This is a genomic window from Pseudomonas sp. MAG733B, from assembly GCF_036884845.1.
In the GTDB taxonomy this organism is placed as follows: domain Bacteria; phylum Pseudomonadota; class Gammaproteobacteria; order Pseudomonadales; family Pseudomonadaceae; genus Aquipseudomonas.
On record NZ_CP145732.1, the window covers coordinates 5,510,913 to 5,528,675 of the forward strand.

The window sequence follows — 17,763 nt, forward strand, 5'->3', positions numbered from 1 at the left end:
CTACAACACACACCCATCAAACCCGACACTGACATTGCCCGGCAACTCGCCGCGATGCTCCATCAACCACGTATCAAACGTATGCCCGACATGCGTCAATACCGCCAACGCCGGTTGCAGTTCTTCAATGCACCGCAAAGCCAGGTTCAGGTCGTTATGATTACGTGGGGCCTGGGGTTGTGGTGGCATCGAGCAGTCGAGCACCAGCAAGTCCAACGGGTAACGTTGCAGAAACGCCGTGGTGTCCGGTGGCAGACCGACGGTGTCAGTCAGGTAGGCAATCCGCCGCCCTTCACCTTCCAGCAGATAGCCGAGGGTCGGTTTGGAATGCAGTAACGGCAGCGCGGTGACTTTCAGCGTGCCGAAAGAACGGGTTTCGAAAGCCTCGAACGGCTGGCTGAAATCAAGAATGCCGGGGTGTTTGTAAAGGTCAGCCAAACCTTCCGGGTCGACCGGGCCGTGCACCGGGATCACAAGGCCCTGGCCCCAGCGCAAGTGCAACAAACCCTGGGCGTGGTCGGCGTGGTAGTGAGTCTGGAAAATGCCGTTGAAGCTGCGCGGCGCAAAACGTTCGCACAGGTCGGGCAAGCCGCTGTCGATCAACCAGCGCTGATCGCCGCATTCGATCAACGCGCTACAGGGCAGACGCTGCAAGCGCTCGTCGTTACGCGCCCTCGCGCAAGCCAGACATTCGCAGCCGTAGACCGGGACTTGCCGGGCATCACCGGTGCCCAGCAACGTCAGGCGCATGGCGCTTGCTCGTCAATGCACGCCAGCAAGCGTTCGACCGTGCTCTCCAGCGGCCCGGAGTTATCGAGCAGGTGCAGCGCCGGGTCGTTGTCGGCCAGCAGGCGCTCAGTGAAACGGGCATTGCGCGCCAGCCGCTGATCGATTTCGACCAGCGATTCACGCCCACGCGCCAGCAGACGCTGGCGCAATACCGCTTGATCCACCGTCAGCAGCAACACCAACACGTTCGGATAGCGCAGGCGAGTGTTCTGCAAATGCCCCCGCGAGCCGTTGACCAGCACGTCATCCCCTGCCGCCAGCCAATCATCGATTTCCTGCGGGATGCCATAGGACAACCCATTGGCATGCCAGCTCAGGGCAAACGCGCCCTGAGCCTCCATGTCGGCGAACTGCTGCGCACTGACGCCCAGTGCCGCCTCGCCCACCGCTTCCGCCGAGCGGGTGATGACCCGCCGCACAATGCGGCAGCCGCGTTCGGCCAACCGCTCTCGCGCGGCATCGAGCAGGCTGTCCTTGCCCGAACCCGAAGGCCCGATGAGATAGATCAACCTGCCTGCCATCAAAACACCCTCTTCGCTTGTCGCCATACTTGCTGGACCACCGGCAAACCGTCCTGACTGCGCGCTTGTACAAGATCGGCGCGCAAACCCGGGGCAATCTCGCCGCGATCATTGAGACCTGCGGCCCGGGCCGGGTTCAGGCTGACCATGCGCACCGCTTCGGCCAAGCCGATCCGCTCGCTCTGCGCCGCCAGGACGAACGCCGATTGCAGCAGGCTCGCCGGGTAGTAGTCGCTGGACAGGATATCCAGCAAGCCTTCGGCGGCCAGATCTGCGGCGGCCACGTTACCCGAGTGCGAACCGCCGCGCACGATGTTCGGTGCGCCCATCAAGACCTTCATGCCGTTGTCCTGGCACCCGCGCGCCGCTTCGACGGTGGTCGGGAACTCGGCGATGGTCATGCCGTAGCGCGCCGACTCCTCGACGTGGGCCAGGGTCGCGTCATCATGACTGGCCACCGACAGGCCAAGGGCCAGACAATGCTCGACGATTGCCGCGCGGTAACGGTCGCTGTACGTGCGCGAATTGGCCATCTGCAACGTGATGAATTCATCCATCTGCGTGGTGGTCAGGTGGTATTTGCCCATGTAGTACTCACGGTACTTGGATTCCAGCACGAACTGGCGCTGACCCGGCGAGTGGTCCATCACCGACACCAGTTGCACCAGCGGGTTTTCCACCAGGTCGCGAAACACGGTGAGGGTGTCCGGGTGGCACAGCTCGCAGCGCAGGTGCAGGCGGTGTTCGGCGCGGGTCAGCCCGGCGTCGGATGCCTTGGAAATCGCTTCCAGCATCGCCGGCAGTTTCTGCATGCGATTGCCTTTGGGATTCACGTCGCCGATGGACACCGCGTCAAACACCGTGGTGATGCCGGCCGCGATGATCTGCGCATCATGGCTGAGCACCGCCGGCACTGACGGCCAGTCGACGCCGGGACGCGGGGTCATGTGGCGTTCCAGGTTGTCGGTGTGCAACTCCACCAGACCCGGCAGCAGGTAATCGCCGTTGAGATCCAGCGCCTGGGGCAAGCGGCTCGGGCCTTCGGCAACTTCGGCGATCAACCCGTCGCGCAGCACCACAGTGCCGTAGAACACGCGGTCAGCGGCGACCAGTTGGGCATTGCTGAGGATCTGTTCAACGGACATCGGCGTATTCCTTTTCGGTCACAGCGGCGGGCGTCATGTCGAGATGGCGGTCGGCAACCGCTTCGCGGGCGACACGGTCGTGGAAGATACCGATCAGCGCGGCACCGGCGACTTTTGCTTCATTCATCAGTTCCAGCACCACCTGACGATTGTTGTCGTCGAGGGAGGCTGTCGGTTCGTCGAGCAACATCACCGGCCACGCGACCATGAAGCCGCGGGCGATGTTGACCCGCTGCTGTTCGCCACCGGAAAAGGTGCCGGGCGCCAGTTGCCACAGGCGTTGCGGAATGTTTAGGCGAGTGAGCAGCAATTCGGCCCGCGATTGCGCCAGGTGTTTCGACCAGCCACGAGCCAGCGCTGGCTCCATCACCACATCCAGGCAAGCCACACGCGGAATCACCCGCAGGAACTGGCTGACATAGCCGAGCGTGCGCTGACGCACTTGCAGAATGTCCCGGGGTTCGGCGCCCACCAACTCCAGCCACTGGCCGTCATGCTGCATGCGGATGCTGCCGCCTGCCGGCAGATAGTTGCCGTACAGGGTGCGCAGCAAGGTGCTTTTGCCGGCACCGGACTGACCGTGCAGCACCAGGCATTCGCCGCCCGCCACACTGAAATCCACCCCGCGCAACACGTTGAGGACCACGCCGTTCTGCTGATGCAGGGTGAAGGTTTTCGAGAGGTCACGGACCTCGATCAAGTTATTCATCGCTCGGTTTCCACAGTTGGACGGGGCTTCACGGCTGCAACACCGAAGACACCAGCAGTTGCGAATAAGGGTGCTGCGGATCGTCGAGGATCTGGTCGGTCAGGCCGGTTTCCACCACCCGCGAACGGCGCATCACCATCAAGCGGTCGGCCAGCAACCGCGCCACCGCCAAATCGTGGGTGACGATCACCACCGCCAGGTCCAGCTCCCGCACCAGGCCGCGCAACAGGTCGAGCAAGCGCGCCTGCACCGACACATCGAGGCCACCGGTGGGTTCGTCCATGAACACCAGACGCGGGCTCGACACCAGGTTGCGGGCGATTTGCAGGCGCTGCTGCATGCCGCCGGAAAAGGTCCGCGGCAAATCGTCGATGCGCTGCGGATCGATTTCCACCTGGCTCAGCCAGTCGAGCCCGGCCCCGCGCAACTGCTGATAGTTGCGCACGCCCTGGGCCATCAGGCGTTCGCCGATGTTGGCGCCAGCCGACACGCCCATGCGCAAACCGTCGCGCGGGTTCTGTTCGACGAAGCCCCATTCGGTGCGCAGCAATGTGCGGCGTTCGGCTTCGCTGGCGCTGTACAGGTCCAGCCATTGGCCTTGTTTGTCGCGGTAGCCGATGCGGCCGTTCTGCGGTGGCAGGCGTCCGCTGAGCAGCGAGAGCAAGGTCGATTTACCCGACCCGGACTCACCGACAATCCCCAATACCTCACCGGGGTACAAATCGAAACTGACGTCCTGACAGCCCTTTTCCGGACCGTACAACAGCGACAAATCACGCACTTGCAGCAAGGGTTCGGTGGACACGGACAGATCGTTTTTCAGCGCCTGGTTCATTGGCCCTGCTCCTGCTGGCTGACGCGCTGGGCGCAGTAATAAGTGTCGGAACAGACGAAGCTCTGGGTGCCGGCGTCGTCGAGGATCAGCTCGTCGAGGAACGATTCACGGCTGCCGCAGATGGCGCAGCACTCCTCCCATTTCTGCGCCTCGAACGGGTGATCCTCGAAGTCGAGACTGGTGACGCGGGTAAACGGCGGCACCGCGTACAGCCGCTTCTCACGACCGGCACCGAACAGCATCAGCGCCGGGCTCATGTCGAGTTTCGGGTTGTCGAATTTCGGGATCGGCGACGGGTCCATCACGTAGCGCTCGTCGACCATCACCGGGTAGGCATAGGCCGTGGCGATGTGGCCGAAGGTGGCGATGTCTTCGTAGAGTTTGACGTGCATGACCCCGTAATCATTGAGGGCGTGCATGGTCCGCGTCTCGACTTCCGACGGTTCGATAAAGCGCAGCGGCTCGGGAATCGGCACTTGATAGACCATGATCTGGTCGGCGTGCAGCGGCGTTTCCGGGATCCGGTGGCGGGTCTGGATCACCGTCGCGTCCGGCGTACTTTCGGTGGTGGCGACGCCTGCGGTGCGGGCAAAGAAGCGGCGGATCGACACGGCGTTGGTGGTGTCATCCGCGCCTTGGTCGATGACCTTGAGCACGTCATCGTCGCCCAAAATCGCGGCGGTCAATTGCATGCCACCAGTGCCCCAACCGTAAGGCAGCGGCATCTCGCGACCACCAAACGGCACCTGGTAACCGGGGATCGCCACAGCCTTGAGCAAGGCGCGGCGGATCATGCGTTTGGTCTGTTCATCGAGGTAGGCGAAGTTGTACGCCGCGTCGCGGACCGGCGCTTGAGTCAGGTCATTCATGGTTGCTGCCCTCGGCAGGCTTGCGCAGTTTGCGGATCAGTTCCAGTTCGGCCTGGAAGTCCACGTAGTGAGGTAATTTGAGGTGCGAGACAAAACCGGATGCTTCGACGTTGTCGCAGTGCATCAGCACGAATTCTTCCTGCTGCGCCGGGGACACGATCTCTTCGTTGTACTCGTCGGCGCGTAATGCTCGGTCGACCAGCGCCATGCCCATGGCCTTGCGCTCGGCATGCCCGAAGGCCAGGCCGTAGCCGCGAGTGAACTGCGCCAGCTCCGTGGCCGAGCCGACGAACTGGTTGACCATCTCGCACTCGGTGACTTCGATGCTGCCCAGGTTGATCGGGAAACCCAGCTCTTCGGGCTCGATCCACACCTCGACTTCGCCGATGCGAATTTCCCCGGCGAACGGATGGTTGCGGCCGTAACCGCGTTGGGTCGAGTAACCCAACGCCAACAGGAAGCCTTCGTCGCCACGGGCCAGCGCTTGCAGGCGCTGGGCGCGATTGGCGGGCAATTCCAGCGGATCGCGGGTGATGTCCGCCACCGCTTCGCCGTTGTCGGATTCGTTCTTGATCAAGCCTTCCTTGGCCAGCAAACCGAGGACGCGAGGGCACGGTTCAAGACTGGCATTCGGGGTGGTTTGCGGCCCCGGATATTCGCCTTCGGCGAGCAGCGCAAAGTCCAGCAAGCGATGGGTGTAATCGAAGGTCGGCCCCAGCAGTTGCCCACCGGGCACGTCCTTGAAGGTGGCGGACAAGCGTCGGCTGAGCTGCATGTTCTGCGTATCGATCGGCAGGCTCGGGCTGAAGCGCGGCAACGTGGTGCGGTAGGCACGCAGCAGGAAGATCGCTTCGACCAGATCCCCCGCCGCTTGCTTGATCGCCAGCGCGGCCAGCTCTTCGTCGTACAGCGAGCCTTCGCTCATCACACGCGCCACCGCCAGCGGCAGTTGCTGACGGATCTGCTCAACGCTCAGCTCAGTGACCGAGGTATCGCCCCGGCGTTTCTTCGCCAGTAGACGGTGGGCATTGTCGATGGCCTGTTCGCCACCCTTGACGGCTACGTACATCAGGCACGCTCCTCTGCGATACGAGTACTGCGCGGCAAACCGATCAGGTCATGGCCGGCAGCGATAAACAGGTCCAGGCCCCGGGGAAATTCGATGCGCCGTTCACGCTCGCGCCAGAAGCCATCGGCCACCGGCAACGCAACATCGTGTTCACTTTCGATCCCCGGCCCGCGCCACTTCAGCCCTGCCCCGCCGTCGAGGCTTGGCAGTTGAACCAGCAAGGTGCAGGACTGATCCGGGTAGCGATCGTTGCCATGATCGAAGCCGCTCAGGTCGAGCAGATCGTCGGCCGCAAGCAAGGCAAACCGCGCGTCTTCACGCTTGGCGGTCAACGGGCAACCACAGTGGAACGCCAGGTTGGCGCGAATCAGCGGCGTGTCGAAGGACGGCGCCAGCCACAGCGGCGTGTCGACATCCAGCAGTGCCAGGCACAGTGCATAGGTCGCCGGTTCCAATCCTTCAAGGCTCGGCGTCGGTTGCAATGTCTGAATCAGACCTGGCCCAGCGAGTGCCTTCATAGCCGCGCGAAAACCGCGCTGGGCATCCAGCACCGGGTCGGCGAACGCCGGTTGCAACAGCTGTGCGCTCATCAGTTTTCTCCTCGCACGAGGGTGAAGAATTCGACTTTGGTGGCGGCGGTTTCCGCCTCTTTCTGTGCCCGGCGTTCGGCCTGGGCTGTGGCCAGTGGCGTGATCATTTCCGTTAGCCAGTGACGCTGTTGCACCCCTTGCAAATGCGCGTCGGCCAGGGCCGCGAGTTCGGCGTGAACCTTGTCGCGGCCCGCCAGGTAGCTGTAGCCGGTACGGCCATCGGCCAGGCGCACCACGCAGCGGGTCACGCTCATTTCGCCGACGTTGAACGGCGCACCGTTGCCACCCATGCGACCGCGAACCAGGGTCATGCCGATCTCCGGGGCGCGGATCAGTTGGTATTCGATGTCGCGCAGTGCGTCTTCGAAGGGCTGCAAATCACTGAGACGAGCGCGGGCCAGCACGCCGATCCAGTGCTGGCGTTCGGTGTGAGGAACAGGGTTTTGCATGGCGTTCTCCATCAGGTAACGACCTGGTATTGGAAGCGATCCGAACGACTGGTGGACTGGGCCAGCTCCACCGCACGGCCGTCGCGATCACGGGAAAGGGTGAACACACTCAGCGCCGGCAAATGCCGGGGCATCATCAAAAGCGCGGCTTCTTCGCGGTTGGGCAAACGGGCGCCGATCAGGCTTTGGGTACGGGTCAGCGGCATGTCCCGTTCGCTGAGGTACTGGCGCAACGAGCCGCCGGTGTAGTCCGCGAGCAGTGGCGCGTGGCTGGCGCAGTAGCGATGGCGGATCAGGCTGACCGGCTGGCCGTCGAGCTTGCGCAAAGTCTGCAATTCGATCATCGGCGCCATCTCGGCAATGCCCAGATGCTGCGCCTCTTCACGGCTGGCAAAGCAGTAGCGACGTTTGAGCAGCACCGCCTCGACGCCATGTCCCTGGGCCGATAGCGACTGGCTGTAGGCACTGTCGGCGGCCATCGGATAGATCAGCGGGCGTTCCAGCACTTGCGTGCCTTTGCCCTGACGGCGCAACAGGCTGCCCTCGAACACCAGCTCATCGATGGCGCGGCGCAAGGTGTGGCGGTTGACGCCGAAGCGTTCGGCCAACTGCACCTCCGCCGGCAGGAAGTCTCCGGCGCGGTAGTCACCCAGTTCACGACGCAGGATGTCGGCGAGTTCGCGGTACACCGGTTCATCTTGTCTAGACAACTGCATGCTTTAAAAAAAGCGCCCGCAGGCACCCCTCCGAAAATCAGATGAACTGCTTGCGCAGACGTTGCGAGAGGATGTCGATCAGGCTGACGACAACGATGATCACCAGCAAAACAGCGCAGGTTTGAACGAACTGAAAGGCACGGATGTTTTCCCACAGAATCACGCCGATCCCGCCCGCACCGACCATCCCCACCACCGTCGCCGAGCGCACGTTGGCTTCAAAACGGTAGAGCGCATACGAAACCCACAGCGGCATCACTTGCGGGATCACGCCGTAGATCACCTCTTGCAAGGCACTGGCGCCGGTAGCACGAACGCCTTCGACCGGGCCTGGATCAATCGCTTCCACGGCTTCAGCGAAGAGTTTGGCGAGTACGCCCGTTGTGCTGATCCACAGTGCCAGGACACCGGCAAACGGTCCCAGGCCGACGGCCACCACGAACAACATCGCGAAGACCATTTCGTTGATCGAACGGAAAGCGTCCATCACCCGGCGCAGTGGTTGGTGAATCCACCAGGGGGTGATGTTTTCCGAGCAGAGAATGCCCAGCGGCACCGAGCAGACAATCGCCAGCACCGTGCCCCATAAGGCGATTTGTACGGTGACGATCATTTCCTTGAGGTACGAGCGCCATTCATGGAAGTCCGGCGGAAAGAAATCCGCGGCGAACGTCGCCATGTTTCCCGAGTCGCGGTACAGCGCCATCGGATTCATTTCGGCGCCGTGCCAGGCCCAGGCCAGCAGGACCAGAAACAGGCCCCAACCGGCGTATTGCGGCCAGGTACGCTTGCCGACAGCTTCAGCGTGGAGAGTGGTCATGAGGGTTTCTCTAAAATTTTCCGATTGCATTGGCTGACGCAGCCCCCTGTGGGAGCGGGCTTGCTCGCGAAAGCGGTGTATCAGTCGCCATATCTGTTCAATGACACACCGCTTTCGCGAGCAAGCCCGCTCCCACATGGGGTCCGCGCCATGGATCAACCGGCGTTGGCGGTCTTTTTCTCGCTCTTCTCGAGCAAGGTGATGCGCTCTTGCAGCTTGGCCAGCTCGGCATCGATGTCGGCCAGTTTCTTGGCCTTGTCGGCGGCTTCAAGCTTGGTGTCGGCGCTGATGGTGGTGCGCTGCTTGAACAGCTCCAGCTGACGGATCGGCAGCAACTGGTCGTCGCTGGACTTCAGGAACTTGCCCAACTGCATGCCCGCGAGCACGGCTTTTTCGGAGTCGGTATCGCCGTAGCTGAAGATGAAATCGCGGATCTTGGTTTTCTCGCTGTCACTCAGCGCCTTGCTCCACACCAACGGGTCGGCCGGGATCAGCGGCGATTTCCAGATCACTTTCAGCAGCGCGGCTTTATCAGGCTGGGTGACTTCCAGGCGATCCCAGCTTTCGGTGTTGAAGGTCGCCACATCCAGCTGCCCCTTGGCCACGCTCAAGGCGTTGACTTCATGGCTGGAGTTGAGCGTGCGCTTGAATGCAGTGGCGGCATCGACGTGGTTCTTGGCGAACACGTAATAGCCCGGCACCAGGTAGCCCGAAGTGGAGTTCGGATCACCATTACCGAAGGTCAGGTTCTTGGCGTTTTTCAGCATGTCGTCAACGGAGTTGATCGGGCTGTCCTTGCGCGCGATCAACACGCTCCAGTAACCGGCTGCACCGCTGGCGGCCGCGGTCTGGGCGAAGATTTCGCCGTTGGAACGGTCCACGGCTTCGATGGCAGCCTTGTTGCCCAACCAGGCGACGTCGACCTTGTTGAAGCGCATGCCCTGGATCAGGCCGGCATAGTCCGAGGCAAACGTGGCGTTGATCTTCAGGCCGGTTTGCTTCTGCATGTCATCCAGAAACGGCTGCCAGATGCTCTTGAGGTTTTGCGAGGATTCGGTGGACATGATGCCGAAGTTGATGGCTTTTTCTTCAGCCTGGGCGGTGCCCATCACACAGCTGGCGAGCAGTGCTGCACCAGCAAAAACACGACCGATACGGTTCAACATGGAAAGGTTTCCTGAGGGTAAACGGTTGGGAAATTCGGGAGTTGTCACGCGCGCGCCATCACTAGCCGGGGCACGGCTTCGACTGGGCGAAGCTGGTCGGAACACATCAGGCTGGTGTCGATATCGGCGCCATACAAATCGTTGAGGAACTGCCCGCTCAGCTCGGCGGCGCGACCATCGAAATGAATCCGCCCGCCCTTGAGCGCAACGGCGCGCGGGCAATAGCGGGTGGCGTAGTCGACTTGATGCAGGGTCACGACCACGGTCTTGCCGTCGCGGCGGTTGATGTCGGCAAGGATCTCCATGACCTTGCGCGCCGACTCGGGGTCGAGCGAGGCGATCGGCTCATCCGCCAGAATCACCTCGGCACGCTGGGTCAGCGCTCGGGCAATCGCCACGCGCTGCTGCTGACCGCCGGACAGGGTCGAGGCCCGTTGCGCCGCCAGATCGGCGAGGCCGACGCGGTCCAGGGATTCCAGGGCGAATTGTTTTTCTTCGGCGTTGAACAGGCACAAATTGCCACGCCAGCGCGGCATGCGCCCCAGGCAACCGAGCAGCACGTTGTCGAGCACGCTCAGGCGGTTGACCAGATTGAACTGCTGGAAGATGTAGCCGATGTCGGCACGCAGGCGGCGCACTTTGCCATTGAGCCGTCCGCTCGCCTGCACTTCCCGCCCCAGCACCTTGACGCTGCCGCCGTTGTTTTTATCGCAACAGGCCAGGCCCGCGAGGTGGCGCAGCAAGGTGGATTTACCGGAGCCGGACGCGCCGATCAGCGCGACCATCTCACCGGCCGCGATGGTCAGTTCGAGGTCGACCAGTGCGGTTTTACGCGCAAAGGTCTTGTTCAGATGATCGACATGGATAGCTGCGTTCATGGGCTTCTCTGTCTGGTTGAACAGCCGTCCGTGGCTGTATTGGAGTTCAACCGACTTTAGGCACCGGGTATGTCAGCCCTATGACTTGCACAAGTCGCTGGTGTAACTATTTGATGAAGGTTTTGTGAAAGGTTGAGCTGTGCGCTCCGGCTTTACACAGATACTGTGCCTGCTGAAGATCCCTGTGGGAGCCAGCCTGCTGGCGATAGCTTTGTGTCAGGCTCTGTAGTTTTTGAGGGTGTACATATCCATTCCTGCGGTAACGGCCGCTGGCGGTTTCGCTCTTACAGCGACTCACTTTTTCAAACGCCAAAAAGTAAGCAAAAGGCTTTGCCCCGGCGTACGGCACCTCGCTGGGGCTCGGTGTACCCTCGCTACGGTGTCCATCAGGGGGCATCGCCTACGGTTTGCTTCGCTGCACCTCCTCTCGATGTGTGCGGCTTCGCCGCACGGCGCTGCGCGCCTAACCCCCTGATGAACACCTCCGCTCGGCCTGCCGAAGGGGCAAAAGATCAAAAGCCAGATCAAAAGCGAGGTGGCCGACCGGCCGGCCTGTTTGTTTGGTTCGTGCGCATTTCCCTGTAGGAGCTGTCGAGTGCAACGAGGCTGCGATCTTTTGATTTTGTTGTTTAGAAGCAAGATCAAAAGATCGCAGCCTGCGGCAGCTCCTACATTTGACTTGATACAGCTGCAAAATCAGGTCGGCTGTCAGGCCGCCATCGCCAGCAGGCTGGCTCCCACAGTCTGGAATGCGTACAAACCAAACAACCAGGTCGGCCGGTAGGCCGCCTCGGTTGTTTTTGACCCACCCGCCCCATCGGGAGGCTGAGTGGAGGCGTTCAGCCGGGGGTGGGCGCGTAGCGCCGTGCGGCGAAGCCGCACACATCGAGAGGAGGTCGTCGCGAAGCAGACCGGAGGCGATGCCCCCGGATGAATGCCGGAGCGAAGGAACACCGAGCTCTAGCGAGGTGCCGTACGTAAGGGGCGAGCGTTTTTTTGGTTACTTTTTTTAGGCGCTTGTAAAAAAAGTGACTCGCCGTAAGGGCGAAACCCTAAGCCGCCGTTACCGCAGGAACGGATATGTACCCGATAAAAAATCCCGGTCGGCTATAAGGCCGCCATCGCCATTCAGCACCCACAAAAAAGGCGACCCCGAAGGTCGCCTCTTGTGTCACTGCCCGAACTGCCGCCCCAATCCCCCAGGCACCCCATGAATATCCGTCTCCTCCCAAGGCCCCTTCGGACTGATCGACCTGCTCCAGCCATTATCCCAACGGTAGTACGTACGCTGGCGATAAAAGGTATTCGGCTGGTCATCCAGCACATAGACACCCAATTTAGGATCCCAGTGACTATTCCCCCCCGGCGGCGGCGCGAAACTGGCCGAGGTCCGGGGCAACGGTTTGGCAGGCTTGGCCGGAGCGCTCGGCTTGCTCGGCACAGTGGACGGCGCAGGCTTGGTACTCGGCTGCGACGGCGGGATCGGCGGTGGCGTCGGCTGCTCCACCGGAGGCCGTTGGACCGCACAAGCGCTCAGCCCTAAAACAACGCTGAGCAGGGTGATACGAGCGATGGCGGTCATGATGGTGCTTCCTGTTTATTCCCGGGGTTATTTATCCGGGCTGTCGATAGTCAGTTTTTGCGGCGCGGTGGTGCTGCTGGCCAGAGGCTGGCTACGACCGATCCACTCGCCGGCGGTGGGTTTGCCGGCGCGGGAGATGCGCGCAACCAGTTGGACTTCAGGAAAGTTCGACAGTTTCAACTGCGGCATCATCGCGTCAGCATCGCCCAGTTCGACAGTCGCCGGCAGGTCAGCCACGGTCAAGCGCTTGGCCGCCAACGGCGCGGGAGGACCGTTGGTGGCGCGGGCGAAGATGAACACGCTGTCGCCCGGCTGGACCTTGGCTTTCAGATCGGCCGCCAGATCCACCCGGACCTTGAGCAGCGCAGCAACTTTGGCCACCGGAGCCTCAGCTACCTTACCGCCACTGGCCACCAGTTTTTCCTTGGCGCGGGTAATGCCGCCCTGCAGCGCGATTCGGGATTTGTCTTCCGGTGGCAGTTGTTCCAGCAGGCGATTCCAGTAATCGATGGCGTCTTGGTAACGCTCGGCTTCGAATGCAGCGATGCCCAACAAACCGAGGCTGGTGACTTCCTTCGGATCGGCTTTCAGCGCTTCGTCAGTCAGCACTTGAATCTTGTCCGACCATTTCTTGCCATCCGCGAAGTACTGAGCCTGCGCCCATTGCCCCAACAGTTCAGGCTGACGCCCGGCGATGTTGACGGTGCGTTCGAAGATCTTCGCCGCATCGGCGGGACGATCCTGAGTCATGTAGGTGCGACCAAGGAAATACAGCGCCTCGGCGGAATCCGGTTGCGCCGCGACCGCACGCTCCAGACGCTGCGTCATCTCTTCCATCGACTGTGGCGCCTGGGAGAATTCCCGGGTCAGCTCGACTTTGTCGCTGGCACCGAAATGCAGATACAACCCCAGGCCCAGCACCGGGACCAGAATCGCCGCCAGCAACGGCGCCGGTTTGCCCAGACGCGTCACCCGTGGCGCGTCAACGCCTTCGGTGTCAGCGAGCAATTCGCGGGCAGCCTCGGCGCGGCCAGCATCCATTTGCGCGGCGTCGAGTACGCCCTCTTCCTGCTGAGTCTGCAACTCAGCCACGCGCTCCTGATACAGCGCCACGTTCAGGGCAGTACGATCCTCTTCGAGCTGGGCGCGACGATTGCGCAGAACAGGGATCAGCAGAAAACTCAGGGCCACCAGAAGGAGCAGACCTGCAGCGAGCCAGAAATCAATCATTCTTGGTTTTTATCCAACAGTTGATCGAGGCGCTTGCGCTCCTCGGCAGAAAGCGTGTCCGGGGTATCAGCGCGTTGCACGCGACGACGGCGGACGATCACCGCGATGATCACGAAGCCACCCAGCAGCAGGCCGGCGGGGCCGAACCAGAGCAGCGCAGTCTTGGCGTTGAGGGCCGGTTTGTAGCGGACGAAATCCCCGTAGCGATCAACCATGAAGTCGATGATCTGCTGGTTGTCCTTGCCCTCGCCGAGCATGCGGAAAATCTCCTTGCGCAGGTCGGCGGCAATCGGCGCATTAGAGTCGGCGATGTCCTGGTTCTGGCACTTGGGGCAGCGCAGTTCCTTGGTCAATTCGCGAAAACGTTCGCGGTCACCCTCTTTGGCGAACTCGTAGGTGTCGATGGCGGCATGCGCCACACCGGCCATGCTCAAACCCAAGACTACGGCAGCTAGCCAGCGCTTCATGGCTTGGCCTCATCAACCAGCGCCTGATACTTGGCCGCCAGTTTTTCGCGCCAGACCTGCTCGTCGATCACACCGACGAACTTGTCGCGGATGATGCCTTTGGCGTCGATGAAGAAGGTTTCCGGCGCGCCATACACACCGAGGTTCAGGCCCAGGGTGCCGGCATCGTCGCGGATATCCAGCTGATACGGGTTGTGGAATTCCGCCAGCCACTTCAAGGCGTCGGCGTTGACGTCCTTGTAGTTGATGCCGTAGATCACCACGCCCTTCTCGGCCAGTTTGTTCAGCACCGGGTGCTCGACCCGGCAGGAAATGCACCAGGTGCCCCAGACATTGACCAGTGCCGGTTTACCGAGGATGTCGGCGCGGGTCAGGGTCTTGTCGCCCTGCACCGCTGGCAGCGAGAACTCCGGGAACGGCTTGCCGATCATCGCCGAAGGCAGCTCGGCCGGGTCCAGGTACAGACCGCGATAAAGGAACACGGCAACCACCAGAAAAATCGCCAGTGGCAACAACATCAACCAACGCTTCATGCAGTGGCTCCCGACATGCCGAGTGCTTCACGCACCTTGGATTTCACCTTGACTCGATATCGGCGATCCAGCGCCGCCAGCAATCCACCGAGCCCGGTGAGCAAACCGCCGAACCAGATCCAGCGTACGAACGGTTTAACGTGCACGCGCACCGCCCAGGCGCCATCGCCCAGCGGTTCGCCCAATGCGACGTAAAGGTCACGGGTGAAACCGGCGTCGATCCCGGCCTCGGTCATCACCGAATTCTGCACGGTGTAGAGGCGTTTTTCCGGGTGCAGCACGCTGACTTCCTTGCCGTCGCGAATCACCCGCACGGTGCCCTTGTCGGAGGTGAAATTCGGGCCTTCGAAGTGCTTGGCACCTTCGAAGACGAACTGGTAACCGCCCAGGTCCATGGATTCGCCAGGCGCCAGGCGCAGGTCGCGCTCGGCACTGTTCTGGCTCGACAGCACTACGCCGAGGGCGCAAACCGCGATGCCCAGGTGCGCAACCTGCATGCCCCAATAGCTGCGGGTCAGGGTCGGCAGGCCTTTGATCAAGCCTTTGTGGCGCGTCTTGTCGAAGATGTCACGCACACCGGCCAGCAACACCCAGGCTGCAAGCATGAAGGTCGCGATCACTGCCCAGTTGAAATCGCCATAAGCGACGCCAGCCACCACGGCCAACGCGGCGCTGCCAAGCAATACAGGCGTGAGCATGCTCATCAGCCATTTGACCGGGGTGTCTTTCCAGCGCACCAGCATGCCTACCGCCATCACCACCATCAGCAACCCCATCAACGGTATGAACAACGCGTTGAAGTACGGCGGGCCGACCGACAGCTTGGCCCCGGTCATCGCATCGAGAATCAAGGGGTACAAAGTGCCGAGCAGGATCATCGAAGCCGCCACCACCAGGACCAGGTTGTTGCCCAGCAACAGGGTTTCCCGCGACCAGAGGTTGAAGCCGACCTGACTCTTGACCACCGGTGCACGCAAGGCGAACAGCGTCAGCGAACCGCCAACCACGAACAGCAGGAAAATCAGGATGAACACGCCGCGCTCGGGGTCGGAGGCAAACGCGTGAACCGAGGTCAGCACGCCGGAACGCACGAGGAAGGTGCCGAGCAAGCTCAACGAGAAAGCGGCGATGGCCAGCAACACGGTCCAGCTCTTGAACACGCCACGTTTTTCCGTGACCGCCAACGAGTGAATCAGCGCGGTGCCCACCAACCATGGCATGAACGAGGCGTTTTCCACCGGGTCCCAGAACCACCAGCCGCCCCAGCCGAGTTCGTAATAGGCCCACCACGAGCCAAGGGTGATGCCGATGCCGAGGAACGCCCAGGCAACGATGGTCCATGGACGCGACCAGCGCGCCCACGCCGCATCGAGGCGACCGCCCATCAACGCCGCGATGGCGAAGGCAAACGCCACGGAGAAACCGACATAGCCCATGTACAGCATCGGCGGGTGAACGATCAGGCCAATGTCTTGCAGCAACGGGTTGAGGTCGGCGCCGTCGCTGGGCACTTGCGGCAGGATGCGTTTGAACGGGTTCGACGTCAGGATCAGGAACAGCAGGAAACCGGTGCTGATCATGCCCATCACCGCCAATACGCGGGCCAGCATGACTTGCGGCAACTGCCGCGAGAACACCGACACGGCGAAGGTCCAGCCGCCGAGGATCAACGCCCACAGCAGCAACGAACCTTCGTGCGCGCCCCACACGGCGCTGAATTTGTAGTACCACGGCAAAGCGCTGTTGGAGTTGTTGGCGACGTAGGCGACGGAGAAGTCGTCGACCATGAAGGCGTAGGTCAGGCAACCGAAGGCGAACAGCAAGAACGCGAACTGCCCCCACGCGGCCGGCTGGGCCAGGCTCATCCAGAAACGGTCACCGCGCCAGGCACCGACCAATGGCACCACGGCCTGAACCAGCGCGAAACACAGCGCCAGAATCATGGCCAAATGGCCCAATTCTGGAATGAAAATGCCGGAAGTCATCGATCAACCCTCCTTCGCGGGTGTTGGAGCGGACTGACCACTGTCTTTCAACGCTTTGGTCACTTCCGGCGGCATGTACTTCTCGTCGTGCTTGGCCAGCACTTCATCGGCCACCACCACGCCATCGGCGTTGATCTTGCCCAGAGCGACGATGCCCTGCCCTTCGCGGAACAGGTCCGGGAGGATGCCGCGATAGGTGATGGTCACGGATTTGTTGAAATCGGTAACGACGAACTTCACGTCCAGCGAGTCGCCGGAACGCTGCAATGAACCCGCCTCGACCATGCCGCCGGCGCGGATGCGCGTGTCTTGCGGGGCCTCGCCGTTGGCGATCTGGGTCGGTGTGTAAAACAGATTGATGTTCTGCTGCAGGGCGCTAAGAGCCAGGCCGACGGCAGCACCGACCCCGACCAGAATCGCCAGAATGATGATAAGACGCTTTTTACGCAGCGGATTCACTTGCCGTTCTCCCGGCGCAGACGACGCGCCTCTTGTTGCAGATACCGCTTGCGGGCCAGGATCGGCGCCGCCACGTTGAGGGCCAGCACTGCCAGGCAAATGCCATAGGCCGACCAGACATACAGGCCGTGATGGCCCATGGCGAGGAAATCGCCGAATGACGCAAAACTCATCGAACGACCTCCAGGCTGTTTTCGACTTCGGCTTTTACCCAACTGGCCCGCGCTTCACGCTTGAGCACTTCAAGACGCATGCGCAGCAGCAGGACCGCGCCGAAGAAACAATAGAAACCCAGCGCCGTCAGCAGCAATGGCAGCCACATTTCGGCAGGCATCGCCGGTTTTTCGGTGAGGGTAAAGGTCGCGCCCTGGTGCAGGGTGTTCCACCACTCCACCGAGTATTTGATGATCGGGATGTTGATCACGCCGACGATCGCCAGCACCGCGCAGGCCTTGGCCGCGCTGTCACGATTGCTGATCGCGTTGCCCAGTGCAATCAGGCCGAAATACAGGAACAGCAGAATCAGCATCGATGTGAGGCGCGCGTCCCAGACCCACCACGAACCCCAGGTCGGTTTGCCCCAGATCGCCCCGGTGACCAGCGCCACGGCGGTCATCCAGGCTCCGATGGGCGCCGCGCATTGCAGGGCGACGTCGGCCAGTTTCATTTTCCACACCAACCCGACGACGCCGCACACCGCCAGCATCACGTAGATGGACTGCGCCAGCATCGCGGCCGGGACGTGGATATAGATGATGCGGAAGCTGTTGCCTTGTTGGTAGTCAGGCGGCGCGAAGGCCAGGCCCCAGACCACGCCAACGCCGATCAGCAGCAACGCCGCGACGCTCAGCCATGGCAGCATTTTGCCGCTGATGCCGTAAAACCATTTGGGCGAGCCGAGCTTATGAAACCACGTCCAGTTCATTACTGTTTCCATCACGGTTGCTGTGC

General features: G+C 61.8%; 21 protein-coding genes. All 21 read right to left on the reverse strand.

Translation table 11 applies throughout. From position 1 onward, the window contains the following. Positions 1–750 (reverse strand): phosphonate metabolism protein PhnP, encoded by a 750-nt coding sequence (gene phnP / locus V6Z53_RS25125; RefSeq protein ID WP_338582346.1) that lies wholly within the window; start codon positions 748–750, stop codon positions 1–3. Further along, positions 741–1,310: a phosphonate metabolism protein/1,5-bisphosphokinase (PRPP-forming) PhnN gene (gene phnN / locus V6Z53_RS25130; protein WP_338582347.1), complete on the reverse strand. Its 570-nt coding sequence runs from the start codon at positions 1,308–1,310 to the stop codon at positions 741–743. The genes phnP and phnN overlap by 10 nt, the downstream gene beginning before the upstream one ends. Then, a complete protein-coding gene (locus V6Z53_RS25135; protein ID WP_338582348.1) occupies positions 1,310–2,455 on the reverse strand; it encodes an alpha-D-ribose 1-methylphosphonate 5-triphosphate diphosphatase in 1,146 nt (381 codons plus the stop codon). The genes phnN and V6Z53_RS25135 overlap by 1 nt, the downstream gene beginning before the upstream one ends. Then, positions 2,445–3,164, reverse strand: coding sequence for a phosphonate C-P lyase system protein PhnL (gene phnL, locus V6Z53_RS25140; RefSeq protein WP_338582349.1), 720 nt, complete (start codon positions 3,162–3,164; stop codon positions 2,445–2,447). Before phnL ends, V6Z53_RS25135 begins: the two co-directional genes overlap by 11 nt. 28 nt (positions 3,165–3,192) lie before the next feature. Continuing rightward, entirely contained in the window at positions 3,193–3,999 is an 807-nt protein-coding gene (gene phnK, locus V6Z53_RS25145) for a phosphonate C-P lyase system protein PhnK (protein ID WP_338582350.1), read from the reverse strand. Continuing rightward, positions 3,996–4,868, reverse strand: coding sequence for an alpha-D-ribose 1-methylphosphonate 5-phosphate C-P-lyase PhnJ (locus V6Z53_RS25150; protein WP_338582351.1), 873 nt, complete (start codon positions 4,866–4,868; stop codon positions 3,996–3,998). The genes phnK and V6Z53_RS25150 overlap by 4 nt, the downstream gene beginning before the upstream one ends. Then, positions 4,861–5,937, reverse strand: coding sequence for a carbon-phosphorus lyase complex subunit PhnI (locus V6Z53_RS25155; protein WP_338582352.1), 1,077 nt, complete (start codon positions 5,935–5,937; stop codon positions 4,861–4,863). The genes V6Z53_RS25150 and V6Z53_RS25155 overlap by 8 nt, the downstream gene beginning before the upstream one ends. After that, positions 5,937–6,527, reverse strand: a complete 591-nt coding sequence (phnH, locus tag V6Z53_RS25160) for a phosphonate C-P lyase system protein PhnH (protein WP_338582353.1) — start codon at positions 6,525–6,527, stop codon at positions 5,937–5,939. The genes V6Z53_RS25155 and phnH overlap by 1 nt, the downstream gene beginning before the upstream one ends. Next, positions 6,527–6,976: a phosphonate C-P lyase system protein PhnG gene (gene phnG, locus V6Z53_RS25165; protein WP_338582354.1), complete on the reverse strand. Its 450-nt coding sequence runs from the start codon at positions 6,974–6,976 to the stop codon at positions 6,527–6,529. Before phnG ends, phnH begins: the two co-directional genes overlap by 1 nt. Positions 6,977–6,987: 11 nt before the next feature. Further along, entirely contained in the window at positions 6,988–7,692 is a 705-nt protein-coding gene (gene phnF, locus V6Z53_RS25170) for a phosphonate metabolism transcriptional regulator PhnF (protein ID WP_338582355.1), read from the reverse strand. A 37-nt stretch (positions 7,693–7,729) separates the two neighbouring features. After that, positions 7,730–8,512: a phosphonate ABC transporter, permease protein PhnE gene (phnE, locus tag V6Z53_RS25175; RefSeq protein ID WP_212626853.1), complete on the reverse strand. Its 783-nt coding sequence runs from the start codon at positions 8,510–8,512 to the stop codon at positions 7,730–7,732. A gap of 155 nt (positions 8,513–8,667) precedes the next feature. Beyond that, a complete protein-coding gene (phnD, locus tag V6Z53_RS25180; RefSeq protein ID WP_338582356.1) occupies positions 8,668–9,678 on the reverse strand; it encodes a phosphonate ABC transporter substrate-binding protein in 1,011 nt (336 codons plus the stop codon). 44 nt (positions 9,679–9,722) lie between these two features. Beyond that, the gene (gene phnC, locus V6Z53_RS25185) at positions 9,723–10,556 is read right to left on the reverse strand and encodes a phosphonate ABC transporter ATP-binding protein (protein ID WP_338582357.1); all 834 of its coding nucleotides are present in this window, start codon (positions 10,554–10,556) and stop codon (positions 9,723–9,725) included. Between the two features lie 1,171 nt (positions 10,557–11,727). Then, positions 11,728–12,138, reverse strand: coding sequence for a hypothetical protein (locus V6Z53_RS25190; RefSeq protein ID WP_338582358.1), 411 nt, complete (start codon positions 12,136–12,138; stop codon positions 11,728–11,730). A gap of 27 nt (positions 12,139–12,165) precedes the next feature. Beyond that, on the reverse strand, positions 12,166–13,368 hold the full coding sequence (gene ccmI, locus V6Z53_RS25195; RefSeq protein ID WP_338582359.1) for a c-type cytochrome biogenesis protein CcmI: 1,203 nt from the start codon (positions 13,366–13,368) through the stop codon (positions 12,166–12,168). Then, on the reverse strand, positions 13,365–13,835 hold the full coding sequence (locus tag V6Z53_RS25200; protein WP_338582360.1) for a cytochrome c-type biogenesis protein: 471 nt from the start codon (positions 13,833–13,835) through the stop codon (positions 13,365–13,367). The genes ccmI and V6Z53_RS25200 overlap by 4 nt, the downstream gene beginning before the upstream one ends. Next, on the reverse strand, positions 13,832–14,368 hold the full coding sequence (locus tag V6Z53_RS25205; RefSeq protein WP_338582361.1) for a DsbE family thiol:disulfide interchange protein: 537 nt from the start codon (positions 14,366–14,368) through the stop codon (positions 13,832–13,834). The genes V6Z53_RS25200 and V6Z53_RS25205 overlap by 4 nt, the downstream gene beginning before the upstream one ends. Then, the gene (locus V6Z53_RS25210) at positions 14,365–16,353 is read right to left on the reverse strand and encodes a heme lyase CcmF/NrfE family subunit (RefSeq protein WP_338582362.1); all 1,989 of its coding nucleotides are present in this window, start codon (positions 16,351–16,353) and stop codon (positions 14,365–14,367) included. The genes V6Z53_RS25205 and V6Z53_RS25210 overlap by 4 nt, the downstream gene beginning before the upstream one ends. A gap of 3 nt (positions 16,354–16,356) precedes the next feature. Further along, on the reverse strand, positions 16,357–16,812 hold the full coding sequence (gene ccmE, locus V6Z53_RS25215; RefSeq protein WP_060541439.1) for a cytochrome c maturation protein CcmE: 456 nt from the start codon (positions 16,810–16,812) through the stop codon (positions 16,357–16,359). Further along, positions 16,809–16,985, reverse strand: coding sequence for a heme exporter protein CcmD (gene ccmD / locus V6Z53_RS25220; protein ID WP_008055370.1), 177 nt, complete (start codon positions 16,983–16,985; stop codon positions 16,809–16,811). Before ccmD ends, ccmE begins: the two co-directional genes overlap by 4 nt. Beyond that, on the reverse strand, positions 16,982–17,737 hold the full coding sequence (locus tag V6Z53_RS25225) for a heme ABC transporter permease (RefSeq protein ID WP_212626847.1): 756 nt from the start codon (positions 17,735–17,737) through the stop codon (positions 16,982–16,984). Before V6Z53_RS25225 ends, ccmD begins: the two co-directional genes overlap by 4 nt. Between the last annotated feature and the right edge of the window lie 26 nt (positions 17,738–17,763).